Origin of the sequence: Wenyingzhuangia marina, assembly GCF_900130035.1 — a bacterium.
GTDB lineage: Bacteria > Bacteroidota > Bacteroidia > Flavobacteriales > Flavobacteriaceae > Wenyingzhuangia > Wenyingzhuangia marina.
In genome coordinates this window covers 772,671-798,737 of the sequence record NZ_FQXQ01000001.1, presented here as the reverse complement: position 1 = coordinate 798,737, position 26,067 = coordinate 772,671, and the positions used below count along the sequence as shown (strand labels likewise).

Annotated in this window: 20 protein-coding genes and 1 tRNA gene; 7 read left to right on the top strand and 14 right to left on the bottom strand. The window is 30.7% G+C overall.

Annotation, left to right across the window (positions count from 1 at the left end; all coding sequences use genetic code 11):
* Positions 1 to 171 precede the first annotated feature (171 nt).
* The 4 genes from BUB70_RS03405 to BUB70_RS03390 all read left to right on the top strand — a co-directional run bounded on the left by BUB70_RS03405 (position 172) and on the right by BUB70_RS03390 (position 6,683).
* Positions 172 to 1,524 (top strand): phage integrase SAM-like domain-containing protein, encoded by a 1,353-nt coding sequence (locus BUB70_RS03405; RefSeq protein ID WP_073118262.1) that lies wholly within the window; start codon positions 172 to 174, stop codon positions 1,522 to 1,524.
* Between the two features lie 257 nt (positions 1,525 to 1,781).
* Positions 1,782 to 2,066 (top strand): helix-turn-helix domain-containing protein, encoded by a 285-nt coding sequence (locus BUB70_RS03400; RefSeq protein ID WP_084730155.1) that lies wholly within the window; start codon positions 1,782 to 1,784, stop codon positions 2,064 to 2,066.
* Between the two features lie 250 nt (positions 2,067 to 2,316).
* Positions 2,317 to 3,312 (top strand): hypothetical protein, encoded by a 996-nt coding sequence (locus BUB70_RS03395; RefSeq protein ID WP_073118261.1) that lies wholly within the window; start codon positions 2,317 to 2,319, stop codon positions 3,310 to 3,312.
* 59 nt (positions 3,313 to 3,371) lie between these two features.
* Positions 3,372 to 6,683, top strand: coding sequence for an Eco57I restriction-modification methylase domain-containing protein (locus BUB70_RS03390; RefSeq protein ID WP_073118260.1), 3,312 nt, complete (start codon positions 3,372 to 3,374; stop codon positions 6,681 to 6,683).
* A 404-nt stretch (positions 6,684 to 7,087) separates the two neighbouring features.
* On the opposite strand, the gene BUB70_RS03385 is transcribed toward BUB70_RS03390, so the two are convergent.
* Both BUB70_RS03385 and BUB70_RS03380 read right to left on the bottom strand, forming a co-directional pair.
* Entirely contained in the window at positions 7,088 to 7,369 is a 282-nt protein-coding gene (locus tag BUB70_RS03385; protein WP_073118259.1) for a hypothetical protein, read from the bottom strand.
* 151 nt (positions 7,370 to 7,520) lie between these two features.
* A tRNA-Leu gene (locus BUB70_RS03380) sits at positions 7,521 to 7,602 on the bottom strand.
* Positions 7,603 to 7,714: 112 nt separating this feature from the next.
* On the opposite strand from BUB70_RS03380, the gene BUB70_RS03375 reads away from it, so the two are divergent.
* The 3 genes from BUB70_RS03375 to pth all read left to right on the top strand — a co-directional run bounded on the left by BUB70_RS03375 (position 7,715) and on the right by pth (position 9,958).
* Complete coding sequence (locus BUB70_RS03375) at positions 7,715 to 8,656, top strand: ribose-phosphate pyrophosphokinase (RefSeq protein WP_073118258.1); 942 nt, start codon at positions 7,715 to 7,717, stop codon at positions 8,654 to 8,656.
* Between the two features lie 8 nt (positions 8,657 to 8,664).
* A complete protein-coding gene (locus tag BUB70_RS03370; protein ID WP_073118257.1) occupies positions 8,665 to 9,237 on the top strand; it encodes a 50S ribosomal protein L25/general stress protein Ctc in 573 nt (190 codons plus the stop codon).
* Between the two features lie 85 nt (positions 9,238 to 9,322).
* The gene (pth, locus tag BUB70_RS03365; RefSeq protein WP_073118256.1) at positions 9,323 to 9,958 is read left to right on the top strand and encodes an aminoacyl-tRNA hydrolase; all 636 of its coding nucleotides are present in this window, start codon (positions 9,323 to 9,325) and stop codon (positions 9,956 to 9,958) included.
* A 68-nt stretch (positions 9,959 to 10,026) separates the two neighbouring features.
* On the opposite strand, the gene BUB70_RS03360 is transcribed toward pth, so the two are convergent.
* The 12 genes from BUB70_RS03360 to BUB70_RS03305 form a co-directional block, all read right to left on the bottom strand.
* Positions 10,027 to 10,482 carry a 6-pyruvoyl trahydropterin synthase family protein gene (locus tag BUB70_RS03360; RefSeq protein ID WP_073118255.1) on the bottom strand — a complete coding sequence of 152 codons (456 nt, stop codon included), beginning with the start codon at positions 10,480 to 10,482 and terminating at the stop codon, positions 10,027 to 10,029.
* A 1-nt stretch (position 10,483) separates the two neighbouring features.
* Positions 10,484 to 11,239 carry an enoyl-CoA hydratase/isomerase family protein gene (locus tag BUB70_RS03355; RefSeq protein ID WP_143155232.1) on the bottom strand — a complete coding sequence of 252 codons (756 nt, stop codon included), beginning with the start codon at positions 11,237 to 11,239 and terminating at the stop codon, positions 10,484 to 10,486.
* Between the two features lie 10 nt (positions 11,240 to 11,249).
* The gene (locus tag BUB70_RS03350) at positions 11,250 to 12,581 is read right to left on the bottom strand and encodes an MATE family efflux transporter (protein ID WP_073118253.1); all 1,332 of its coding nucleotides are present in this window, start codon (positions 12,579 to 12,581) and stop codon (positions 11,250 to 11,252) included.
* On the bottom strand, positions 12,568 to 13,413 hold the full coding sequence (locus BUB70_RS03345; RefSeq protein ID WP_073118252.1) for an alpha/beta hydrolase family protein: 846 nt from the start codon (positions 13,411 to 13,413) through the stop codon (positions 12,568 to 12,570). The genes BUB70_RS03350 and BUB70_RS03345 overlap by 14 nt, the downstream gene beginning before the upstream one ends.
* Positions 13,413 to 16,166, bottom strand: coding sequence for a PD-(D/E)XK nuclease family protein (locus BUB70_RS03340; RefSeq protein ID WP_073118251.1), 2,754 nt, complete (start codon positions 16,164 to 16,166; stop codon positions 13,413 to 13,415). The genes BUB70_RS03345 and BUB70_RS03340 overlap by 1 nt, the downstream gene beginning before the upstream one ends.
* A gap of 62 nt (positions 16,167 to 16,228) precedes the next feature.
* Complete coding sequence (locus BUB70_RS03335) at positions 16,229 to 17,623, bottom strand: OmpA family protein (protein WP_073118621.1); 1,395 nt, start codon at positions 17,621 to 17,623, stop codon at positions 16,229 to 16,231.
* A 151-nt stretch (positions 17,624 to 17,774) separates the two neighbouring features.
* On the bottom strand, positions 17,775 to 19,166 hold the full coding sequence (locus tag BUB70_RS03330; RefSeq protein ID WP_073118250.1) for an OmpA family protein: 1,392 nt from the start codon (positions 19,164 to 19,166) through the stop codon (positions 17,775 to 17,777).
* A gap of 87 nt (positions 19,167 to 19,253) precedes the next feature.
* Positions 19,254 to 22,370 (bottom strand): UvrD-helicase domain-containing protein, encoded by a 3,117-nt coding sequence (locus BUB70_RS03325; RefSeq protein ID WP_073118249.1) that lies wholly within the window; start codon positions 22,368 to 22,370, stop codon positions 19,254 to 19,256.
* A 63-nt stretch (positions 22,371 to 22,433) separates the two neighbouring features.
* Positions 22,434 to 22,874, bottom strand: coding sequence for a hypothetical protein (locus BUB70_RS03320; RefSeq protein WP_073118248.1), 441 nt, complete (start codon positions 22,872 to 22,874; stop codon positions 22,434 to 22,436).
* Positions 22,875 to 22,951: 77 nt separating this feature from the next.
* Complete coding sequence (locus BUB70_RS03315) at positions 22,952 to 24,112, bottom strand: metal ABC transporter permease (RefSeq protein ID WP_073118247.1); 1,161 nt, start codon at positions 24,110 to 24,112, stop codon at positions 22,952 to 22,954.
* A complete protein-coding gene (locus tag BUB70_RS03310) occupies positions 24,109 to 25,218 on the bottom strand; it encodes a metal ABC transporter permease (RefSeq protein ID WP_073118246.1) in 1,110 nt (369 codons plus the stop codon). Before BUB70_RS03310 ends, BUB70_RS03315 begins: the two co-directional genes overlap by 4 nt.
* A 4-nt stretch (positions 25,219 to 25,222) precedes the next feature.
* Positions 25,223 to 25,963 carry a metal ABC transporter ATP-binding protein gene (locus BUB70_RS03305; RefSeq protein WP_073118245.1) on the bottom strand — a complete coding sequence of 247 codons (741 nt, stop codon included), beginning with the start codon at positions 25,961 to 25,963 and terminating at the stop codon, positions 25,223 to 25,225.
* Positions 25,964 to 26,067 lie beyond the last annotated feature (104 nt).

Genomic DNA, 26,067 nt, shown 5'->3' with positions numbered 1-26,067 from the left:
AAACTAATTTTTAAACAATCTCAAAAAACCAAAAAACTGAAAAACCCAATATATACAACACATACAGAGTGTTTTTAATTTAATAGCATTTAATGAAATTGTACAAATGTGGGGATTATGTGGGGAAAATGTGGGGATAGTTATATCTTTACAACTCTAAAACAGATAATCATGGCTAGCATTTCACCTATAATTAGAACCAAAGGACAAACCTCAACAATCTACATTAGATTAAGAAGTGGTAGAAAACATGATTATACAATTTCTACAGGCTTAACAATAGACGGTAAAAAATGGAATATTAAAACCAAAAGACCCAAAGAAACCACAGCCGAACTAAAACAATTGAAAAACATATTAGACGCTATTGTTAGCCATATTCAAGAAAACCTCAACAACATTACTACAGATGGACTAGAACCGTCTAAAAGATGGCTAGAAACCACATACAACAAGTTTACCAACAAAGAAGAAAAAGAACAAAATGCAAGTATTGAGTACTGGATTAAATATATAATTGATAATCCAAATTTATTTGAAAACAGCATAGGTGAAAAAGGATTATCAATAAACAGAATAAGACAATTAAACACCTTATTCAAGGTTTTTAAAAAATATCAAAAAAACCACGTTTATAAAATTGTTGAGATAGACCAATTCTTTTATGATAATTTTAATCATTGGTTATTAAACAAAGAAAAATATGGTCATAATACAGCAAAAAAATATTCAGATGATTTAATTGCTATTGGCAGGCATGCAAGACGTTATAAAATACCAGTATCCCAAGAGTTAGACTATATTAAAAGAATTAAAACAAGAAGCTCTAAAACTATAGTACTGGAACATGATGAAATACTAAGAATTGAAAACTTAGAAATCACAAACGAAAGACTTTTAAACACTCGTAAATGGTTTTTACTAGGCTTACAAGTAGCTCAAAGAATTAGTGATTTACTTCCTTTAACTGAATATAATATACAATATCACCCTGATTTAGACCATAACTTAACAAAATGTTTTGTTTTTACTCAAAAAAAATCTCAAAACACAAAAGAAATAGTAATACCAATTGATGAGGTTATTGAAGAAATAATAAAAGACGGTTTACCTACACCTATTTCAGACCAACGCTTTAACGAGTACCTAAAAGAAATTTGTAAAATGGCTGAAATCGATAGACCTACAAAAGGAGCAATTTCTAAAACGATAGAAATAGACGGTAAAAAACGCAAACGCAACATAGAGGGAGTTTACCCTAAATGGCAATTAATAACATCACACACGTTAAGAAAAACAGCTACGACACATTATTACCAAGTGTTTGGAGCTAAAGTAAAACACATTACAGGACACAGCAAAGAAGAAACTGTAAATATTTATGTAAATCAAGATAGAAGTAGAAAACTATCACAGGTTAAAAAATTGAGAAACGAATACAATCAATTGCTAAAAATAAAGGAAGAATTAAAACCTAATGATAAACCAAAAATGACTGTATTAAAAAAAGTAGAAAATCAATAAAGCAAACTATAGCAATAAACCGTTTTGCATACATTTATAAGTTTTATCAACAACAAATTGGATTTGTTAATAAGTTTAAACGTTTCATAATCTAGGGAATTTTAGATAGTATTAAATTTGTATAAATCAAAAAAGGCAAAATCTTTACCTAAGTAAATCTAATGCCCTTTAACTTGTGTCTTGAGAACCACAAAGTTAAAATAATTTAGGAAACAGACGTAAGGATTTGCCATAATAATAATTTAAATTTTTATTACATGGAACAAAATTACATGAAACAAATCCAATTCATTTCAGTAACTCCAGAGCAGTTACAACAAACTATTTTAGACGGTGTAAAAGAACACCTTTCAGAATTTAAAAAGCAATTACAAGAACCCGAAGAACTAATGACTAGAGAAGAAACTTCTCAATTCCTAAAAGTCAACCTCTCAACTTTACATAATTGGCAGAAACAAGGAAAATTAATTCCTTTTGGTATTCAAGGTCGTGTTTACTATAAGCGTTCGGACATTATGAAATCTATTATTAAACTTCAATAATTAGGCTTAATACATCCAAATTTTATTGATATAAGCAACGTTTTTTAAAACGTCTTATAACAAACCGTATTTAAACAGATAAAACAACCTATTTAAAAAGTTGTTTTAATATCTGAGAAAACAAACACGTTTTAACATTACTATTCTTTACACTTATAAACAACGCTTAATCAACTGTTTTATGGTGTTTTAGAATAGTAATATAAAACAAATACACTTAGTATATTATTTCTTTATCAACCTTATATATTTGATTGACTACGTTAAAATATTAATCAACAACCCCAACATAGACAAAATAAAAAACAATTCTTTATTTGATTTTAGAGTTGAGGTTTCAGAAAAAAATGGTGATTGCTCACCCAAAACAGTAGCAATCCATCATTTCTGTAATATTATTATTTATGATACTGGAATAGTTTTATTTACAGGTAGCATACACAAGCTTTTTAACTCTTTAAAAGAAATAAAAGCACCAAACTATAACCCCAACAATTACAAAGGCTATAATGGTAATATGTTTACTTTAGAAAACATTTTAGAAGTAAGAAAACACTTATGTGAGTTATTATTTTGCGAACCTCAACAAATGACTTTTCAAAACATAGAATTTGGAATTAATACGAATCCTTTATTTTGCCCTAAACAATTCATAAAAGGACTATTGTATCATACTGGAAAATCTTTTGAATTTAAATATAGTAGAAATTACGGACAAGTAGAACACAATAATTACAGAATAAAAATTTACAACAAATCATATCAGTACAATATGGAAAAACATACATTAAGAATAGAAACAGGTTTTAAGAAATCAATAGAGTTTAATAGAACTGGTATTGTAACTTTTGCAGACGTGAACACCTCAACATTAAATAAAGCCTTAAAACTACTTATAATGCGTTTTGACGAGGTGGTGTACTACGATAAAACCATTAGCAAAAAAGGACTAAGCAAACCACAAATAAAAAACCTAAACAATTATTCAAATATAACTTACTGGATAGATACTTTAAAACCCAATAAAAGAGACGAACACAAAAAAAGATTAAAAGATTTTATCATTCACAATTCTAACAATTTACATCTACAATTAAGAAACGATTTATTAAAAAAAGGGGTAATCATTAACCGACCCCCTAACAATAAAAAAAGGGTAATATTTAACAGTTCTAATATAGAGTTAAACCTTACCTTTAAATCACTCCTAGAAAATACTAAAAATTTATTCTCAATCAGTAGTTAAAACTAGCTATACAATTCTATATATTTATAGTTCATTAATAAAATTGGACTTTGTAAAGAATGGCACTATATCAAAAATCTGTACTTAAAAATCATATTAACCAGTTAGATACGTCTAAAGTAGAAAAAGCTTATAAAAAGTACGTTAAACACTTTTTAAACCCTACTATTCAAGATAACATTAGAAAATCTAAAGAAGAAGAATATCAAGGGATCTTTTTAACAGATTTGTTTGTTAATATTTTAGACTATACTCTAAAACCTAATGCCGATTTTAATTTAGTTGCTGAATATAAAAATCAAAACAATTCAAGAAAGGCAGACGGGGCAATACTAAGCAACAACAATGCTATTGCAGTTATAGAATTAAAAAGCACAAAGACTAAGGATTTAGAAAGCATACGTAAACAGGCTTTTGATTATAAGGTTAACCAAAAAGAGTGTATTTATGTGGTTACATCTAACTACGAAAAGCTACGTTTTTATATTAATGATGCCACAGAGTTTGAAGAATTTAATTTATTTGAACTAAGCAAAGACCGTTTTGAATTATTGTATTTATGCCTACACAAAGATAATTTACTTAACAACGTTCCTTTACAAATAAAAGAAGCTTCCATAGTAATAGAAGAACAAATTACCAATCAATTTTATAAAGATTATTCACTCTTTAAACGTGAACTATACAGAGATTTAGTAAAACGTAATGCCAAACAACTAAAAAGCAATAGTCCTGTTATTGATGAAAATGATATAGAAGCCAAAACAGAACTTTTACAACTAGAAAAAAACGTAAAACTTACTTTATTTCAAAAGTCTCAAAAGTTAATTGATAGGTATCTATTTATATTTTTTGCAGAAGATAGGGGTTTATTACCCCCTAACAGTACACAACAAATATTAGACAAGTGGAAAGCCGATATAGATTTTGGAGACGAAAGACCATTATACGACCTTTTTAAGCAATATTTTAACTTTTTAGATACTGGTAGAAAGGGTACAACCGCAAGGGCAGAAATTTACGCTTATAACGGTGGTTTATTTAAACAAGACCTTGTTTTAGATAATTTAGAAATAGATAGCGAACTACTTTTTAAACACACTAAAAAATTAGCCGCTTATGATTTTGAAAGTCAAGTAGACGTTAACATACTAGGGCATATTTTTGAAAACTCTTTAAACGAAATAGAAAGCGTTAACGCAGAAATTCAAGGAGGTGAATTTGACAAACAAAAAAGTAAGAGAAAAAAAGACGGTGTTTTTTACACACCCAAATACATTACCAAATACATAGTAGAAAACACCATTGGTAAACTATGTACCGAAAAGAAAAACGAATTAGGTTTTAAAGAAGATGAATATTTTAAAGGTCGTAAAGGTAGAAACAAAAGCACGATTGAAAACCTAGTATCTATATTAGATATTTATAGAGATTGGTTACTACAATTAACCATTTGCGACCCCGCCTGTGGGAGTGGTGCGTTTTTAAACCAAGCTTTAGATTTTTTAATTAAAGAACATAATTATATTGATGAACTAAAGACTAAAATTTTAGGAGGTGGTTTTATATTCCCCGATATAGAGACTACCATACTAGAAAACAATATTTACGGAGTAGATTTAAACGAAGAATCTGTAGAAATTGCAAAACTATCTTTATGGTTACGTACCGCACAACCCCGCAGAAAGTTAAACGATTTAAGTTCTAATATTAAATGTGGTAATTCCTTAATAGATAACAAATCTGTAGCAGGTAATAAGGCTTTTAACTGGGAAACTCAATTTCCTAAAGTATTTGCAAAGGGTGGTTTTGATGTGATTATTGGGAATCCGCCTTATGTTAGAGTTCAAAATTTAGAAAAAAACAATATTGATTATTTTGAACAAAATTATGTTTCATCCACTGGAAAATTTGACTTATACGTTTTGTTTAACGAACTTGGAGTAAAGCTATTAAAACAATCAGGCTTGATGGCATATATACAACCTCATAGGTTTATCATAACTGATTTTGGAAAAGGATTAAGACTTTTTTTTAAAACTAACCAGTATTTGAAAAAAATAATATCTTTTTCTGATATTGATATTTTTGAAGGAGCTACAACTTATACTGGGATATTTTTTATAGAAAAAAAAGCTCAAAAGTATGTTTTATATAAAGAATACAAAAACAAGAAAGCTCACTATATAGCTGAGAATTTAAATATATTAGATGATAATGATTTTATAAAAACAAAATATCAGAATCTTGATAATTGGGAGTTTAAAAATGAAAATGAATTAAAATTATTAAAGAAACTAAGGCAACATAAAAAACTATTAGATATTTCATTAAACATATCTCAAGGAGTAATTCCAGGAAGTGATAAAATCTACTATCTTGAAGTTATTGAAGAATTAACAAACAGCTACTTAGTAAAGAGTGAATTTGAAGGGAAAATATTTTACATAGAGAAAGAAATAACAAGAAAAATCACAAAAGGAAACAATATTAAAAGATATGCACCGCCTACGAATGATTATATAATAATTTACCCTTATCATTTAGTTAATCATGAACAAAATATTTTAGACCTAGATGAATTAAACAAACGCTTCCCTTTAGCTTATGAATATTTAAATACATACAGAACTTTTTTAATTGAGTTAAGAAAAAAGTACAAAACCAACATTAATGAATGGTATGGTTTTCACAGAGCAAGAGATATGAGATTTTTAGAAGCAGACAAAATTATTACATCGCATACCTCAATATCACCATCATTTACCTTAGCACTAGAAGCTAATTATTTTAATCAAAATGTATATGGTATTGAAATAAAGAAAGACATTTCAAAAATTCAAATATTAGGTATTTTAAACTCAAAACTAACTGATTTTTACATGAAGAATACAAGTAGCATGATAAATGGTGGTTACTTTCTATACAAATCAGATTACATTAGTCAAATACCTATAATCATTGAAAAAGACAATGAATTAATAAAAGAAGTAAACAATTCAATAGAACACAACACCATCTATTCAAAACATCTAAATAAATTTCAAAACTACCTATGTAAATTATTTCTTTTACAAAAACCATCAAAAAAACTGCAAAACTGGCATGAGTTAGAATTTGGAGACTTTATAAAAGAACTAAACAAAGCTATTAAGAGCAACAATAAAGAACTTTTAAAAGCAGGGTTATATGAAGTACCCGTTTTAACTAAAAAAGATGAATTTGAATGGCTAGACCTGTTTGAAGAAAACAAACAAAAGGCACAAGATTTACAAAACCAAATTAACCAAACAGATAAAGAAATAGATACTATGGTTTACCAACTATACAATCTAACAGATGAAGAAATTGCCATTGTGGAAAATAGTTAATTAGTTAGTTTTCTATTCAAAATTGAATAATCAATATTTTTTCAATTTTAAAGTATTGTTTTTTAAACGGTAAAAGAGAAAATATTTAATTGTTTTTCGCACGGTAAAAAAGAACACTCAATTGTTTTCGAGCCAGTAAAAGAATGTTAATTGTTTTAGAAACGGTAAAAAAAGAGATATAACCTTTTTATAGTGTAAGAAAACTAATTTATTACTTAAACATAAAGTCAAAGATTTTTTAGGGGTCACAACGTGCGGGTAAACAACAAAGAACCTGTTAAAACCTGACATTGAAAACTATTCATTTTATCTGTTAAACCTAAAATAAGTTGCTGAGGTTATTTTAGGTTATAAATTTAGAAAGTTAAAACTTCACAAAACTTAACACTTATTATAAATATTAATTATACCGCTTTAAAAAACAATCTTACTTTATCGTTTTGCATAGCTTCAATATGTTTATGCTTATTGTAAACTCCATCTATTCTAACAAAATCAAAACATCTACCTTTTAAATTAGCACTTACAACCAAAGTAAAATCTAATTTTTTATAGTGATAATCTATTTCTTTAGGGTATGCGTTAGAATAAATTAGATTTAAAGTACCCGCTAAACTATCATAATAATCATAAACATCTTGATTATACACGTCTTCTAAACCCACTATTTTTATATCCAATCCCATAAAACAAAAGTAAAATCATTTAAGGCAATACTTATGCACACGTTGTAAATAATAGATAGTTAGTCTTGCAAATGTGGGGAACATGTGGGGATTATAAAAAACAAAAAACCCTTAATCTATTTATAATCAAATAGCTAAGGGTTTTCTTATGTACCTAGGGCGGGAATCGAACCCGCACTTCCGAAGAAACTGGATTTTGAATCCAGCGCGTCTACCAATTCCGCCACCTAGGCATTTTATTGGTGCTGCAAATGTAAAAAAATATCAATGTATTCACACTAATCAAACGAAAAAAATTTCTACTTTTGCAACCAAACTAAACCAACAACAACAACAATCACACAAATGTCTGTTAATCAATTAACTCCAAAAGTATTTGCTTGTTCCCAAAGCACTGAATTAGCACAATCAATAGCTAAACATTACGGAACTGAACTAGGTGATTTAACCGTTTCTAGATTTAGCGACGGCGAATTTCAACCAGTAATTAATGAAACTGTTCGAGGAAGACGAGTTTTCATTATTGGTTCTACATTCCCCAATGCTGATAACTTAATGGAATTGTTACTAATTTTAGATGCCTGTAAAAGAGCTTCAGCTAAACACATTACTGCCGTAATCCCTTATTTTGGATATGCCCGCCAAGATAGAAAAGACCAACCCCGTGTTGCAATTGGTGCAAAAATGGTAGCGAACCTACTTGAAGCATCTGGTGCTACTCGTGTCATGACTATGGATTTACACGCAGGACAAATTCAAGGTTTTTTCGAAAAACCAGTAGATCATTTATATGGTTCTACTATTTTCTTACCTTACCTAGAAAGCTTAAAATTAGACAACTTAACTATCGCTTCTCCTGATATGGGAGGTTCTAAAAGAGCTTATGCATACGCAAAGTACTTAAATAGCAATGTTGTTATTTGTTATAAACAAAGAATTAAAGCCAATGAAGTTTCTCACATGGAATTAATTGGACAGGTAGAAGGTCAACATGTTGTATTAGTAGATGATATGGCTGATACTGCTGGAACTTTAACCAAAGCAGCAGATTTAATGATGGAAAGAGGAGCTTTAAGTGTTAGAGCCATTGTAACTCACTCTATCTTATCTGGAGATGCATATGAGAAAATAGAGAACTCAAAATTATGCGAATTTATTACTTCTGATACTATTCCATTAAAAAAGGAGAGTTCTAAAATAAAAGTGTTATCTTGCGCTCCCTTATTTGCGGAGGTAATGGAGAAAGTTCAAAACTTCAAGTCAATTACGGATAAATTTATCATTTAATATATATTATGAAATCAATTACAATCAAAGGATCTCAAAGAGAAAGCGTGGGTAAGTCATCGACTAAAGCCTTACGTAATGCTGGACAGGTACCTTGCGTTATATACGGAGGGGACAAAGTTTTACACTTTTCAGCAGATGAAAAACAATTTAAAAACTTAGTTTATACTCCAAATGTATATACTGCTAAGATTGAAGTAGGAGGTGCATCTTACGAAGCTGTGTTACAAGATATTCAGTTTCACCCGATTCACGATAGAATTTTACACGTAGATTTTTACCAATTACAAGCTGATAAAGAAATTTCTTTAAACGTGCCTGTAAAATTAGTTGGTAACTCTAAAGGTGTTATTGCCGGTGGAGCTTTACGTCAAAACTTAAGAAAAATCAAAGTAAAAGCAATTCCTGCTAACTTACCTGATTTTGTTGAAGCTAACATTACTGAATTACAAATTGGTAACAAATTATATGTTTCTAAATTAAGAAACGATCAATACCAAATCTTACATAACGACAACACTGTTGTTGCTCAAGTAAGAATGTCTCGTAATGCTGCTAAAGCTGCTGCAGAGGCTAAGTAATCTTTACTTAAAATATTTAAAGAGCGTTACAGTAGTAACGCTCTTTTTTTATGCGATAGAATCTTATATTTGACATAAAAAGATAATGACATTATTTTCTAAATGGTTTCAGCCCAAACAAATTTCTAACGAAGATCCCATGAAAAAATTCTTAATAGTTGGTCTAGGTAACATTGGTCCAAAATATGAAAACACAAGACACAACATCGGTTTTAAAGTATTAGACGAATTAGCCAAACAACAAGAAACTTCTTTTACAACCGATAAACTAGGAGATGTAGCTGTTTTTAAATTTAAAGGAAGAACTTTTATTTTACTAAAACCATCAACCTACATGAACCTAAGCGGTAAATCTGTAAAATATTGGATGGATAAAGAAAAAATAGCTCAAGAAAATATATTAGTTATTTCTGATGATTTAAATATTGACTTCGGAACCTTTAGACTAAAAGCAAAAGGAAGTGCCGGTGGACACAACGGTTTAAAAGACATTAACGAAAAACTGGGAAATCAAAATTATGCTCGTTTTAGGTTTGGAATTAGTGCCATGTTTGGAAAAGGTAGACAAGTAGATTATGTTCTTGGGGAGTGGGACAAAGACGAGATGAGATACTTTCCTGAACTCTTAGATAAAGCCTCCAAACTAATCCTTTCATTTGGAACTGCTGGTATTGGAAACACCATGAATCAATACAACGGAAAACAAGTTGAGGATCTATAGCTTTTTGGTTGATAGTTGTTTGTTGATAGTTTTAACAAACAATTCCAACAACAAACAACTAAAAACCATTACTCTTGATCACTAGCATACCATTCTGCAAAGGAACTACTTGTTTCTTGTAATTTTAACGAATGTAATTGTATATGATTAGGCAATCTCTTTTTTATTTTTTCTGCAAAATCTAAAATCATCATTTCACTAGTAGGCTGGTAATCTACCAGAATAACATTATGACCTCGCTCTTGTAACTCTTTTGCCAACTCAACATGAGGCGTGTTTTTGTTAAAAACAGTTGCATGATCAAAGACATCTTCTACCTCTGATTTTACTATTTCTTTTAAATCCGTAAAATCAATCACCATTCCATTTTTAACATGATTAGGATCTTGAATAGGAGAACCAATAACTGTTACATATAATTTATAACTATGCCCGTGTACATTTCTACATTTTCCATCATATCCATGCAAAGCATGACCTGTTTCAAAATCAAACTTCTTTGTAATCCTAATCTTTCTATTCATCTTATTTTCTTTTAAATTGAGTTAAAGCCTTGTTAGTTTCCTCAGACAATACCAATTGCCCACTAACTCCTGCTCTTTCTTTTAACAAAACATCCCATTGCTCTGTACCTTCCCATAAAGTTTTTTTCATGGCAGATAAAGCTTGTGGACTGTAACTCACTAATTGTTTTAAAAATTTATCTAAACTATCATTTAATTCTGACAAGGTTGTTTCTACCTCATGATACAAACCAGCTTGTGCAGCCCATTTTGCCGTTCTCCAAGTAGTAGCATTTAAAGATAATTTTGCCATGTTAGTCAACCCTATTTTTCTTGTTACTGCTGGTTCTATCACAAAAGGACCAATACCGATACTTAACTCTGATAGTTTAACAAAAGCTCCTTCAGTAGCAAACACATAATCACTGGCTGCAGCAATTCCTACTCCACCACCTACAACTTTTCCTTGAACTGAAGTCACTACTATTTTCCCACAAGTTCTAATGGCATTGATGACATTGGCAAAACCCATAAAAAAATTAGTTCCACTTTCTAAATCCTCAATTGCTAATAATTCATCAAAAGAAGCCCCTGCACAAAACACTTTAGTTCCTGCACTTTTTAAATGAATTACACTAATTCCGTCATTTTCTCCCCAACCTTTAATTGCAGCAGACAACTGAGTTAATTGTTCACTTGCTAAAGAATTACTAGCAGGACTAAAAAATTCTATTTCTGCTACTTTATCTTTTATAGTAGTCTTTACATATGCTTCCATATCAACAATTTTATTCAAGATTCAATTTAAGGAGTTTTATAAACTTAACACGTAAAATTATCGCCCTTAGTAACATCCATACCAAAAAAGCAATCCAAATACCTAACATTTTAAACTCCAAATAATCTAAGATAATCAATGTAGGTACAAATCCTAAAAAAGTTGCCTTTAACAAAGTATTTCTTAAGGTAACTGCTTCTGCCATTCCTTTAAAAACATCATCATATACAAATGCAACAGCATTTAGCGGCTGCATTAATAACACCATCCAAAAAAAGGAATTAAAAGTCGCAATCACTTCTTTATCTTTCGTAAATACCGATCCAATATAAGAATAAGTAAAACTAAAAATAATAAGTAATAACAGCGCAACTCCCAAAGCATATTTGGTAATGGTTTTTACCAAAAGAGATAAATCTTTATAATTGTTTTCTCCTTTTAGCTTACCTGATACAATTGCGGATACACTTGCATAACCATCCATAAAAAATGCAAAAAACAACCATATTTGGAAAGCAATGGTAAATGCTGCTATATAATTAGATCCGTATTTTGTAGCGTAAGCATTTGCCATGACCAAACTAGTATTTAACGCAATGGTTCTTACCAACATATTTAAACTAATACCAATAGTTCTTTTGAGCTCTGGATGTACATTAAAAATAATTTTTAATCTAAAAGGGGTTTTTACAAACAATAAAATTAAAGCAAAAACAAACATGGCTAATTGAGAAATGACACTTGCCCAAGCCGCTCCTTCTACATGCATGGCTGGAATAACATCTTGAATTCCATAAACCAAAACCACATCTAACACAATATTTAAAATGGCTCCTGTTGCACTAACTACCATAGGCCAAAAAGTATTTTGAAGCCCTCTAAAAATAGAGAAGACAGAGACTATAAATAATAATAACGGAAAACCTAAAGCTCTAATTCTGTAATAAGAAACCGTATAATCTAACACTAAATTATCGGCATTATAGAGTTGAAAAATAGATACTGTTAAAGCATAGGTGATTACATACACTAGGAATCCTAAAATCATGTTGATTCCAATCATTTGAGCAGGTAACCCTATAATTTTATCTAACTGATTTTTTCCTAAATATTCTGCCACCAAAGCAGCAATAGCCACTTTACTTTGAGTAAAAATCCATCCTAATGTAGCAATAAAAGAACCCGCCAATCCTACTGCTGCCAAAGCTTCTGTGGCATTGATAGATACATTTCCTACAATAGCAGTATCGGTTAAAGATAAAATGGGCTCTATGACTCCAGATATAATAGCTGGAACCGCAATACTGTTTATATATTTAAAAGAAAATTTACGATTGCTCATTGATAAAATCTATAGATTTCTGAACCACTTGTTGTAAATCTTTTGGCATTTCTTTTTCTGTATATGGTTGGCTAGAACCCAAAGCATGATTCATGTTTTCTATCCAAATCAATTCGCATTTTGGATTCCATTTTTTTACATTTTTTGACTCTATTGGTTTTACCACCACATCGGCAGTACCATGAACCAACAAATGATTGGCTTTTAAGTTTTCGACTGCGTTTTTAACATTCAACCTTTCTTTGTTCTGAATAAAATCGTTATAAAAAGAAATGTAATGAGGCATTTTTTGCTTGGTTCTGGCATTTTTAATGTAAGCAACACCTCTTAACTTCCACCAAAACAATTTGGCTCCAGTAGGAAATCTCATTTCGAAATCTGAAACTCCTGCCCAAGAAATTACATTTTTTACTCGATGATCTTCATTGGCTTTTAACGTTACAATTCCGCCCCCCCTAGAATGTCCAATAAGAGTAATATTATCAAAATCAATTTCATCAGAAAAAGATGGATTGTTGGTAATTTCATCCAACACTGATTGTAAATCATCTAATTCTTTGGTTAAAGTATTTTGTCCAAAAGCTTTTAAATCCGGAAAATCTATAGGTTGTTCTACCGTTCCTCCATTATGAGAAAAACTAAACTTTGCGAAAAAGAAACCTTGCTTAGCAAATTCCGTAGCCATTAAATTCCAAGCTCCCCAATCTTTATATCCTTTATATCCGTGACAAAAAATAACCACCGGCTTTTGCACTTTATTTTTGGTGTAATGCAAATCAGTTAAAATAGGTTTTTGATGTTTTCCTGAGATTTGGATATTCTTTTGAACCATTACGCTTCTAGTTTATAGGGGTTTTCTAAATTTTCTACAAAAGTAAGTTTGTTATCTAAAATTTCATCAATTAAAGCAAATAAACTCTGCTTAAACTCTTCTAAATAGGCTGTGGTAACTCTGTAGTCTTTTCCAAAATTATTGCTAGAAAAGTTCATGCTTAAAAATCCTTGTTTAAAGTTTTTAAAAGAATAAATTCCTGTTTGAAGTTCATTTGTATCCAAGTCAAAATTTTGAACTTGAGTATACAATAACACATAGGTCATTACTTGAACAATTTTATGATATTTAAAATCTGTGGTTGCTAAACTTAAATCTCCCAATTTTAAATCTGTAGATTTAACCATTCCTGTTTTATAATCTACAATTCTACGAACACCATCTACTTCATCAACCCTGTCTATTTTTCCTTTTAAATTTACTTGATGTCCATTTGGAGTGGTAATTGCTACATTATATTCCCTTTCTAAATCTTTAACAATAATTTCTTTTCCCGCTTTGATCTCGGACAATTCTTTGTTTAAAAAATTCAATACAAACTGTTCTGCCACTTCACTAATCAACTTATTTTTACCAGTGTTGATATCTCCATCTTTAAAATATTCCTTAAACTTAGACTGCACCATGTTTTTAGCTTCGGATTTCATTTTTTTTATATCCTCAGCAATTAATACTTTTCCAATGTAGTCTTTGTACAAAAATTCTAAAGAATCATGCACCACAGTTCCTAGCGTATTACTAGCAACTTCTTCTTCTACCTTATCTGTTTCTCTAATTTTTAAAACAATTTTATTGTAAAAAGACAAAGGATCGTTCATGTACTCCGTAATTCTACTTGGCGATGCTCCTTTTTTAAAATAAGCCTGTAACAAATCTATTACTTTTGGTGTTTTTTCAACCTCAACAGCATCGTTATTGGTACTAGAAATATTCGCTACAATGTTTCTATGAGTAACATCTTCTTCCTTATCAATCATTAATTGTGTTAAGAATCTACTCATTTCTCCACCACCAAAATCATCAGACTTTGTATTGTACAACAAATAAACATTTTCTGCTCTTTGAATCAATCTATAAAAGTGATAAGAAAAAATAGCATCTTTAGCCAAATAAGTTGGCATGTTAAATTGTTTTTTTACTTCAAAAGAAATAAAAGAACGTTCGCTTCCTCCTGTTGGCAAAACCCCTTCGTTTACAGAGGTGATGATGACATTTTTAAAATCTAAACAACGGGTTTCTAACATTCCCATTAACTGCATTCCTTCTAACGCTTCTCCTCTAAAATCGATACTTTCTAAAGGCAATATTTTCTTGAAAATCTTATACAGTACTTTTATGTTGTTGATGTATTTGTATTCTAAATTTAAAGTAGATATTTCCTGAAAAACTTTTCTAAATCCTTCTACATACAACAATTCAATTCCTTCTAGTTCATCATTTAAGTGATTGATGAATTGAATAATTTTATCAATAAAAACAGTAATGTTTTGTACAGACTCAAACAAATCTGTCACCTTATCATCTAACTCAGCAGTCCTAAAAAAAGTCTGAATTTGCTCTTTTGTAACAAATACTAAATTATTCTGAGTGATGGTTTTAATTACTTTTTCACTATTGTTTTTACTGATTTTGGCAATATAAGGATGTCTTAAAAACGATAGAATATCTTTGTAGTAAAAGGCATTTTTCCCTAATTTTTCTTTATTGAGGTGTAATTCAAAAACAGATTGAAACAAACCTGATAATGGAATATTACTCAACTGGTAACCCATGGTAATATTTACTTTGTTTACAGATGTTGGAATTGAGTTTAACACCACTGGAAGAATAGTTTCTTCTGCCAACACCAAAGCAGTGTCTTTTGGCACCAATTCTTTTTCCAAAAAAGTAGTTACCGATTTTATTCCTGTAACATTCAAAGGACTTCCTAAAATCTGAATATTCTTTTTTTCTCCAAAATGGTTATTTACCCAGTTTTTTCTATCCTCTTTTTGCAAACAATCCCATTCCTTAAAAAACTTTCTCATAAAAGTTCCTGCCTCATGTTCACTATTGATATAATAGTCATCAGCATCCCAATAAATATGATTTTGTTCTAAAGACAAAAAACTTTTAAAAATTTCTTCCTCTGCTTTATTCAGCGCATTAAAACCTATAAAATGAAAATCATTTTGTTGATGCTCTTTTAAATAGTTTTGATGATTTTTATAGGCTTGTTTGTACACCAATCCTTGATAACCTGCTTTTTTATGAATCAAAACTTTATTCAATTCTTGATAATACAGATGTAAATCTCCCACAAAACTCATATAATTTTTAACAGTATCCGTAACCTCATCTTTAGACGGAGACCAATCTTTTATTTTTTGAATATCTGTTAAATATGAAAAAATTTCAGAGGCATTTACCAAATGTCTATCAATCTCATTAAAATCTTGAATAACAATGGTTGCCCAACCTATAAATCTTTCAAAAGTATCTGCCTCAGCTTTTTGATTTTCTTGCTTGTAAATTTTAAAAAACTCAAACAACAAAGAAACCTGATCCATGGTTTCCAATCCTGAAATTTCTTTGATAAAATTTTCTATACTAATGATTTTTGGCAAAAAAGATACCTTTCCTTTTAACTCTTCTTTAAAAGCATTTTTTAAATAAATACCCGCTCGTTCACTTGGAACCACACAAATAGTATTTTTATAATCCTGAGTAGTGTTTACAATGGCTAGAGCCGTTTCTTGTAAAAATGTTTTCATAAAATAAAATCAAAAAAGCCGTTCCTTAAAGGAACGGCTTTTTAAAGTATTATAAAAAGTTTTTATTCTTCAGATTCTATTGCTGACAACACTACACGTCTGTTTAAAGCTCTACCTGTTGCCGTTTTATTACTAGCTATTGGTTTTGTCTCTCCATAACCAACTGCATGTAAACGCCAGTTATCAATTCCATGAGAAGTTAAATAATCTACTACTGCTTGAGCTCTTTCTTGCGATAATTTTAAATTGCTAGCATCATCTCCAGAACTATCGGAGTGACCTTCAACATCAAAACGAACTCCGTCAAATTCTTTCATTACACCTACAATAATATCTAAAGTTTTAGTAACACCAGGTTTAAACTCTGCCTTACCAGAATTAAACTGAATGGTTTTAGCATAAGTTCCTAATGTCTTTTTAGCCTCTTCAGTTAATTGAACTGGACATCCATTATTTGTTTTAGGTCCTTTTTCGTTAATACAATTGTCTAAATTATCTGTTACACCATCTCCATCAGTATCTGGCCAAGGACATCCATTATTTTTGATAGGACCAAATGTATTTGGGCATTTATCTTTATTATCAGACAAGCCGTCTTTATCAGAATCTAGACAACCTCCATCTTTAGCATCACCTGCTAAATTTGGACATTTATCTTCTGAATCAATCACTCCATCATCATCAGAATCTGGACAACCATTTAATGAACCAGCTAAATCAGGACATGCATCATCTTTGTCAGCAACACCATCTCCATCAGTATCAGGACACCCAAATAGTTCTTGTTTTCCTGCTATTTGAGGACACAAATCATCTTTATCTAACACACCGTCTCCATCTGAGTCATTATCACCAAATCTATAAACTAAAGATATTGAGTGTTGAAAGTGATATCCTCCAATCTTTTTTACACGACCTAATTCTGAATTACCAAAGGCAGCATTAGAGCGATATGATGTTTCAAAGTTTAAACCTACCGATTCATTAAACCAAGTATTAAAACCTAAAGCGGGTGATAGAACAGCTCCCATATCTTTATCAACCCATATGGTTCCTACACTAAATTTGGCATAAGGATCAAACCAACCTGATTTCCCCCATAGTTTGTTAATATCATATCTAATACCTAAATCTGCAGAATAATAATTTCCTTCTGCTACTGAACCAGAAGCTCCTTCATCAATTTTATTAAAGGATCCTGTTAAATCAGCAGTAAATCCATTTTTTAAATACCTAGCCACATACAAACGAGTAGGAAGAGGCACATTGTTTAAATCTTTATCAATTCTAAAATAATCTTTTACTTGTGTTCCAAATCTTCCAATTCCAGCTTCTGAAACATCTATAAAATTTGTACCAATACCTATTGCCCATGGATGTTTTTCGTTTTGTGCTTGAGTGCTATAACTTATAAGAACAAATAAACCTGTAAATAGAAGTAATTTTAATGCTTTCATAATTTTTATTTTTTTGTTTCTAACAACAAATATATTTTGCATCTATAAAAAGAATTGTCGCATATGAATCTTAGTTGAACGCTATTCATAAAAAAACCTTTTTTGATTTAATATCAAAAAAGGTTTTTTATTTCCGTAAAACTTTTGTTTACTATTCTGTTTCTATAGCTTTTAAAACCACACGTCTGTTTAAAGCTCTACCTGTTGCCGTTTTATTACTAGCTATTGGTTTTGTCTCTCCATAACCAACTGCATGTAAACGCCAATTATCAATTCCATGAGAAGTTAAATAATCTACTACCGCTTGTGCTCTTTCTTGCGATAATTTTAAATTGCTTGCATCATCTCCAGAACTATCTGAATGACCTTCAATATCAAAACGAACTCCATCAAATTCTTTCATTATACCTACAATAATATCTAAAGTTTCAGTAACACCAGGTTTAAACTCTGCCTTACCAGAATTAAACTGAATGGTTTTAGCATAAGTTCCTAATGTCTTTTTAGCCTCTTCAGTTAATTGAACTGGACATCCATTATTTGTTTTAGGTCCTTTTTCGTTAATACAATTGTCTAAATTATCTGTTACACCATCTCCATCAGTATCTGGCCAAGGACATCCATTATTTTTGATAGGACCAAATGTATTTGGGCATTTATCTTTATTATCAGACAAGCCGTCTTTATCAGAATCTGGACAACCTCCATCTTTAGCATCACCTGCTAAATTTGGACATTTATCTTCTGAATCAATCACTCCATCATCATCAGAATCTGGACAACCATTTAATGAACCAGCTAAATCAGGACATGCATCATCTTTGTCAGCAACACCATCTCCATCAGTATCAGGACACCCAAATAGTTCTTGTTTTCCTGCTATTTGAGGACACAAATCATCTTTATCTAACACACCATCTCCATCGGAATCTTTAGCTCCAAACCTTAATACCAATGAGACTGAATGTTGAAAATGGTAATCTGCAATATATATGGTGTTTCCTAAATTAGAATCTCCAAATAATGCATTTGTTTTATAAGATGTCTCAAAATTTAAACCTACTGAATCATTAAACCAAGTATTAAATCCAAAAGATGGAGAAACTGCTCCTGCTAAATCACCATCTACCCAAAAAGTTCCAACGGCAAATTTGGCATAAGGATCAAACCAACCTGTTTCACCAAATAATTTATTTAAATCATACCTTAACCCTAAATCTAAAGAGTAGTATGATTTTTCTGATACTTCTCCAGAGGGAATTTCATCAATAGAATTAATAGCTCCTGTAAAATCTGCTGTAAAACCATTGTCTAAATATTTTGCAACATAAAGTCTAGATAATACCGGTAATGCATTTACATCTTTTAACCCTACATAATCTCCTATTTGATTTCCTAAATTAGAAATACCATAAGATGTTAGATCCACAAAGTTAACACCTACTCCAATAGCCCATGGATTTTTTTCATCCTGAGCTTTCATACTTAAAGAAGTTAACGTAAAAACTCCTATAAGCGATAAAGTTAATTTTAGTCTATTCATAATTTTTTTCTTAAAAGTAGTGAAAATTAATATCAACAAAGAAACAATACAATCTTTTTAAAAAATAACTTACTAATAAACAGATATTTAAATATTAAACACCTTCACTAAATCATCACAATAAACCAACAATTTTTCTTTCACAGTATACCCTAAACCTACTAATACATTGGTATAATTCTCTATTTGTAGCTCATGTGATTTGTTAAAAACTCCTGTTTTATAATCTATTATTACAACTTCATTGTCATAAAAAACAACTCTATCCATAATATTAATTTCTCCACTATGAGTTAAAAAAGATCTTTCCGTGTAAACCTCTAGTCCTTCTTTATAGTATTCTGACAATTGTGGATGGTTAACAACATCTTTTATTAATTTTTTAGCACTACTAAAAACCTCAGTAGGTAATCCTTGTTGTTCTATATAAGTAATGGCTAAATCAACATCTTTTACTGAGATCACTTTCTCAAAAGCATTGTGGATTAAATTTCCATACAGCCTTGCATCGTCTTCATTACTTTCTTTTTGAACAATAAAAATTTGATTGTCTTTTTTATCAACACTGTAAAAAGATTTTAATAAATAATCCTCTTCAGATTTTTTGATAGTTGACAACCTTTCACTATTTCCAATTTCATAAACTCCTTCTGCATTTTTTTGAGACATATATTCTTGAAAATAGTCAGAAAATAGTTTTGGTGTATCGGCCTTCTTTTTTTTAGTATCACTCAGAATATATAATTGTTCTTCTGCTCTTGTTAAAGCAACGTATAAAAGATTAAAGTTATCTAATTGAATTTCTGCACTTATTTTGTTTAAATGATTTTCTCCCTGACTACCATATAAAGACAATTTGCTTGATGCTTTTATTTGAAAACTTTCAAAGTCATTAAACAAATCTGTATCATGAGTTTGATACCATACTTTTTCTCTATTGATGTCTTCAGTATTTAAATCAAAAGGAAAAATTACCACCGGGAACTCCAATCCTTTAGATTTATGAATGGTCATAATTTGTACCGCATTTTCACTTGGAGCTACTTCTACTTTTAAATTCTTTTTCTTTTTATCCCAATAAGATAAAAACATTTGTAAGCTACCCGATTCTTTTAATTGATATTGCAAAACAACATCTAAAAAAGCTTGTACAAAAACATCTGATATGTCCTGAAAATGAAAAACACGAATTAAATATTCCAATCCATCATATAAAGACAATGAGAAAAAATTGGTTAAACTAAACTCCAATTCTAAATACGCAAATAACTCTTTTGTATTGGTTTTAGACAAACAGTTTTCATAAAACTCATGCTCAGGAATATCAATATTTAAATGATTGTATAAATAATATAGTACCTGGATCAAAACTTCTTTGTCTTCAGGGTTTTCTATCCATCTTAATAGAAAGACAAAAACCTGAACAACCTTATTATTTTTTAACAACAAACTATCTGGAGAAATCACTTCAATTCCTTTAGACACCAAATAATCCGCTACAGCAATTCCATCATTCTTTTTTCTTGTTAACACACAAATATCTCCGTAGTAAAATCCTTTTGATTTTATTTCTAAAATCATTTGATGTATTTTTTCCGGATACACTTCATGAGCCACAAACTCCTCATCTCTTTCAAAAACTTCTAAACGAACATACCCCCCCTCTTTCGAGTTTGTTTGTTGATGTTTTTCCTGAGCATAAATATCCTGATAAGCGGGTTCTTTTATATAAGATGATAAAAACGCAAAAAAATCATTATTAAAATTGATGACATTACTATAACTTCTATAGTTTGTTCCCAAGGTCACAACCTTTTTATCTACATGAAATAAATCATGATTTGCTTCATCAGAAAGCGCTACAAATTGTGATGCTTTTCCTCCTCTCCATCTGTAAATGGATTGTTTAGCATCTCCCACCAACATCAATTGACCATTTCCTTGTGACAAAGTATTGGCAATTAACGGAATTAAATTTTCCCACTGCAATTCGGAAGTATCTTGCATTTCATCAATAAAAAAATACTGAAATTTTTCTCCCAAACGTTCATAAATAAAAGGAACCGGTTCGTTTTTAATTTGTTTACTAATCACACGGTTAAACTCCGCATTTACACAAATATTATTTTCTTCTTTTAACTGTGTATATTCTTTATTAATGTGACTCAACACCGCTAAAGGCACTAACGATTTTAATATTTTCTTAACTAAAAAGTATTGTCCAAATTGAGTAGCAATTAACTGTTTAGACAATTCATAATAAGGATATAAATCATTTTGAATCGCATCTATTTTATCTCTGTCCTCTAATTTTTTAGGATCTTTGGGTTTTGCTTTTGCATAAAAACTTCCAGTGTCAAAACATTTTTCTACAGTCTTTGTGGCAATTTCCTCTTCTTTATCATTCCAACCAGAAACAAACTTTTTAAAATAGTTTGGAACAACACTAGAAGTGAATGAATTATAAGCAATATCTTGTTCATCAATCACAGCCAAAGCTTGTTCACCAATATCTTTAAATGCTTTTTCGGTATCATTTAAATAAGTTCTTAGCTTTTTTTCTAAAGCGGTAAAATCAGATAAATTGGTGTTGATTAACTTAGAAACCTCCACTTCATTTTCCTCATTTAATAATAATTTGGCCACAGAAACCAATGAATCTGTAATGTTCCAAGATTTATCGTCTTCCACCAAATCCAAGGTATATTTTACCAAAACTTCCGTTAAGTCTTTATCCTCTCCAATTTTAGAAATCAACAAATCTATGGTTTCTTCTAATAACGGATCTGTATCCATTTCTACTTCAAAATCCAACGGAAGTCCTAAATCTAAAGAGAAAGTTCTAATCAATTTATGAGTAAAACTATCAATGGTATTGATATGAAAGCTAGCATAGTTGTATAGAATATTCTTTAAAATTCGTTGTGACTTCTCTTGAACTATACTAGATGATAATCCAGTTTCTTTTAACAAATCAACAACAATATTATTCTCTACATTTTGTGAAGCATCTTTTAAAGTTTTTAGCACACGCTGTTTCATTTCAGCAGCTGCTTTGTTGGTAAACGTAATGGCAAGAATTTTCTGGAATTCAAACTCATTTTTAGCCACCAAAAGAATTTTTAAATATTCTTTTACCAAGGTAAATGTTTTACCACTACCAGCTGATGCATTGTAAACTTTAAAAGGGCTTTCTGAAATCATAGCATAAAAAAAAGAGATTGTCTAAATTAAACAATCTCTTTTAATATAAGGTTAAAATAAGAATTACTCTTTGCTTTCATTTGCTTTTCTAACTGCTTTGGCAAAGGTTTCTAAATCAGCATTAGAAGCTGCTAACTCTACAGCGGTTTTCACAACTTCTTGATGTGTTTTTATTGGAAACCCAATTCCAACAGCTAATTTTTCCAATAATTTAAGAGACAAATCATAAGATTCTTTATCTACATGTAACATGTTAGCCAAAGCATACAACCTTTCTATTCGCTCTTCATAACTTAAAGGAGGATTTAAAGGATATTGTTCAGGCTTACGAATGATACTTCTAAACACTAAATCACTAATTCCTAAATCTGCTTTTATTTTCTTTAATAGAGTAATTTCTTCTCTTGATAATTTATCATTTGACCTTGCTATTTTAACAATACTTGCTAAATGACCTCTGTTGGTTCTTTGAGTTCCACTCAAAAATATATTTAAAATTGACATATTCTGTACTTATTTAAGGGTTATCTACTAAAAATAGTATTTAATAGATAATAATACAATATTTAAGCCAAAATAATCTAGCCCCTAAATAGGAAAAAATTTTGTTTGATTCCCTCTAATTCTGAGTTCTTGTTGTCCGATATATAAGAAATTGCTTTTTCTGTAAAAGCTAACCCTTTCTCTGTTAGATTAATAACCTCATCTTTAACTTCAATCATGTTATTTTGATACGCTAACCTTAGTACTTTTTTCGCACGTTGTTTACTCCAATTGATATGTTCTTGTAAATGATTGATATTTCTTTCACGCTCATCTTCGTGATTTGCCAGATGCAACATAAACACCAACATAGCTACTTCTGTTTTTTGTTGTTTGGTTTTGTACCATTGAGAAATATATCCTTTGTTGGGAGCAAATAAATACACCATAAAAAACAACAATCCTAAAACCGTAGCAATGGTTCCTGCAATAGAAGTATCTAAAGCATGTGCCAACCAATATCCTGTAATAGATGCAAAAATTCCCACCAAAGAAGAACCTACTAACATCTTTTTTAAATTGGTGGTTAACAAATACACGCAAGCTGCGGGAACAATCATAAATGCCACGACTAAAATAGCACCAATAGCATCAAAAGCACCAACAGTTGTAACTGATGAAACAGTCATTAATCCATAGTGAATTCCAATAGGTGTAAATCCTAAAGAAGCTGCCAAACCTGCATCAAAAGTGGCTATTTTTAATTCTTTATAGAATAATATTAACATGATCATAGAAACTGATAAAATAGTTCCAATCATCCAAAGCGATCTTGGTCCCATATCTATTCCATTGTACATCCATCTATCAAAAGGAGCAAAAGCTACTTCTCCCAACAAAACAGCATCAACATCTAAATGAACATCTCCAGCATTTCTAGCAATCAGAATTACCCCCAAACTAAATAAAGCAGGAAAAACCAAACCAATAGCCGTATCTTCTTTCACCAAACCCGTTTTCTGAATGTACTCTACCAATACTACGGTTAATACTCCTGTTAAAGTTGCCATCAATATCAATAAAGGTGATGCTAAATCTTGAGTTATAAAAAATCCGATGACAATTCCTGGCAAAATGGAATGACTAATAGCATCACTAATCAAAGCCATTTTTCTTAGCACCAAAAAAACACCAGGCAAAGCACATGCTACCGCCACCAAACTCAAAATGATTTGTATTTCTAATTGTGCATTTGTCATGACTGATTTGTATATAAATTTTTAGCCGTATGAAATCCTTTTTCCGTTAAAGACCAATCGCCTTTTTCTAAAACGATTAATTCTTCAGATTCTAAACTTTTTAAACTTTTACGAGTATATCCTTGAAAATTATTCAACAACTGAATTTTATGAGGATGAGATATGTTCTCATGATTTTTAGCGATGTTATACATAAATAACAACGTTTTCATCAGTTTTAAATCGTTTCTATTGTTCCATAATTTAATTTGCCTAAACAACAAACCCCTTATAGGAGAAAACACAAAAGATATCATTACAAAACTAGTTGCGATTAAGACAATAACAGGCCCTGTAGATAAGTTATTAGCACTGGCACTAATAGCAGTTCCTAACACTCCAGAAGTAGCTCCAAAAATTCCTGCTAAAAAAACCATGGTAGATAATTTGTTCGTCCATTGTCTTGCAGCAGCTGCCGGAGCCAACAACATTGCACTCATTAAAACCACTCCAACGGTTTGTAATCCCATCACAATCGCAATCACAATAAATGACGTCATTAAAGTATCTATAAACTTTACATGAAAGCCTAAAGTTGTGGTATAATCAGCATCAAACAACACCATTTTAAATTCTTTCCAAAACAATAAAACCACCATCAATGCAATTCCAGCAATAGAAGACATCAACCAAACATCACTAGCTAACAAAGTAGCTGCCTGACCAAATAAATACTTTTCCAATCCTGATTGATTGGCATTGGGTAATTTTTGAATGTATGTTAACAATAACATTCCAAAACCAAAAAAAGTAGATAAGACCACTCCCAAAGCAGTGTCAGATTTTAAATGAGTTTTTGATATAATTCCCTTGATAAAAACAGCGCTTACCAAACCACTTAGTAAAGCTCCTAATAGCAATCCGTTATTATTTTTTACACCTAAAACTAAAAACACAATAGCAATTCCGGGTAGGGAAGCATGAGAAATAGCATCCCCCAACAAACTTTGTTTTCGCAATACGGCAAAACTTCCCAACATACCACACAAAGCTCCCAACACCGCTGTTCCTAGTGTAATAATTTGCAAAGTGTAATCCACCATTAGTAAATCAAAATATTGTTTCATACTCCTATTCTTCTACAATACTTGTTTTGTAATTAATTCCGTAAGTCTTGGTTAAATTGTCATCATTAAAAATCTGTGCAACAGGACCTGTGGCAATTTTTTTGACATTTAAAAAGGTAACCCAATCAAAATATTCTGGAACGGTTTGTAAATCATGATGCACCACCACCACTGTTTTTCCGGCTTTTCTCAACTCCTTTAAAATTTGAATAATGGCTTTTTCTGTAGTCGCATCAACCCCTTGAAAAGGTTCATCCATAAAATAAATAGCTGCATTTTGCACCAAAGCCCTAGCTAAGAAAATTCGTTGTTGCTGTCCTCCAGACAACTGAGAAATTTGTCGATCTTGAAAGGTCAACATTCCTACTTTTTCCAAAGCCTCTAAAGCCAATTTCTTTTCAGCTTTTCCAGGTCTTTTAATCCACCCCAAAGAACCATAAGTTCCCATCATTACTACATCTAAAGCCGTAGTGGGAAAATCCCAATCGACACTTCCTTTTTGAGGTACATAAGCAACCAAATGACGTTGTTTTTTGTAGGGCTTTCCATACACCGTTACCGATCCCGCCAAAGGTTTTATAATATCTAAAATAGATTTTAACAAAGTAGACTTTCCAGCTCCGTTAGGACCAACAATAGCCATCAATACCCCTTCTGGAATTTGCAAATCAATATCCCATAAAACTGGTTTATAATTATACGCTACTGTTAAATCATCAATAGCAATGGCAATTTTATCTTCCATAATATTACTTAGAATCTAGTAGCTGGTAACAAATATCAGATACTTTTTAAAATTAATTCACTCGGTTCTCAACGCTATCTCAACTCCGCTCGATAATCATACTC

Coding starts and splice junctions, on each gene's coding strand:
- BUB70_RS03405 (WP_073118262.1), top strand. CDS start 172: ATGGCTAGCATTTCACCTATAATTAGAACCAAAGGACAAACCTCAACA.
- BUB70_RS03400 (WP_084730155.1), top strand. CDS start 1,782: ATGGAACAAAATTACATGAAACAAATCCAATTCATTTCAGTAACTCCA.
- BUB70_RS03390 (WP_073118260.1), top strand. CDS start 3,372: ATGGCACTATATCAAAAATCTGTACTTAAAAATCATATTAACCAGTTA.
- BUB70_RS03385 (WP_073118259.1), bottom strand. CDS start 7,369: ATGGGATTGGATATAAAAATAGTGGGTTTAGAAGACGTGTATAATCAA.
- BUB70_RS03375 (WP_073118258.1), top strand. CDS start 7,715: ATGTCTGTTAATCAATTAACTCCAAAAGTATTTGCTTGTTCCCAAAGC.
- BUB70_RS03370 (WP_073118257.1), top strand. CDS start 8,665: ATGAAATCAATTACAATCAAAGGATCTCAAAGAGAAAGCGTGGGTAAG.
- pth (WP_073118256.1), top strand. CDS start 9,323: ATGACATTATTTTCTAAATGGTTTCAGCCCAAACAAATTTCTAACGAA.
- BUB70_RS03360 (WP_073118255.1), bottom strand. CDS start 10,482: ATGAATAGAAAGATTAGGATTACAAAGAAGTTTGATTTTGAAACAGGT.
- BUB70_RS03355 (WP_143155232.1), bottom strand. CDS start 11,239: ATGGAAGCATATGTAAAGACTACTATAAAAGATAAAGTAGCAGAAATA.
- BUB70_RS03350 (WP_073118253.1), bottom strand. CDS start 12,581: ATGAGCAATCGTAAATTTTCTTTTAAATATATAAACAGTATTGCGGTT.
- BUB70_RS03345 (WP_073118252.1), bottom strand. CDS start 13,413: ATGGTTCAAAAGAATATCCAAATCTCAGGAAAACATCAAAAACCTATT.
- BUB70_RS03340 (WP_073118251.1), bottom strand. CDS start 16,166: ATGAAAACATTTTTACAAGAAACGGCTCTAGCCATTGTAAACACTACT.
- BUB70_RS03335 (WP_073118621.1), bottom strand. CDS start 17,623: ATGAAAGCATTAAAATTACTTCTATTTACAGGTTTATTTGTTCTTATA.
- BUB70_RS03330 (WP_073118250.1), bottom strand. CDS start 19,166: ATGAATAGACTAAAATTAACTTTATCGCTTATAGGAGTTTTTACGTTA.
- BUB70_RS03325 (WP_073118249.1), bottom strand. CDS start 22,370: ATGATTTCAGAAAGCCCTTTTAAAGTTTACAATGCATCAGCTGGTAGT.
- BUB70_RS03320 (WP_073118248.1), bottom strand. CDS start 22,874: ATGTCAATTTTAAATATATTTTTGAGTGGAACTCAAAGAACCAACAGA.
- BUB70_RS03315 (WP_073118247.1), bottom strand. CDS start 24,112: ATGACAAATGCACAATTAGAAATACAAATCATTTTGAGTTTGGTGGCG.
- BUB70_RS03310 (WP_073118246.1), bottom strand. CDS start 25,218: ATGAAACAATATTTTGATTTACTAATGGTGGATTACACTTTGCAAATT.
- BUB70_RS03305 (WP_073118245.1), bottom strand. CDS start 25,963: ATGGAAGATAAAATTGCCATTGCTATTGATGATTTAACAGTAGCGTAT.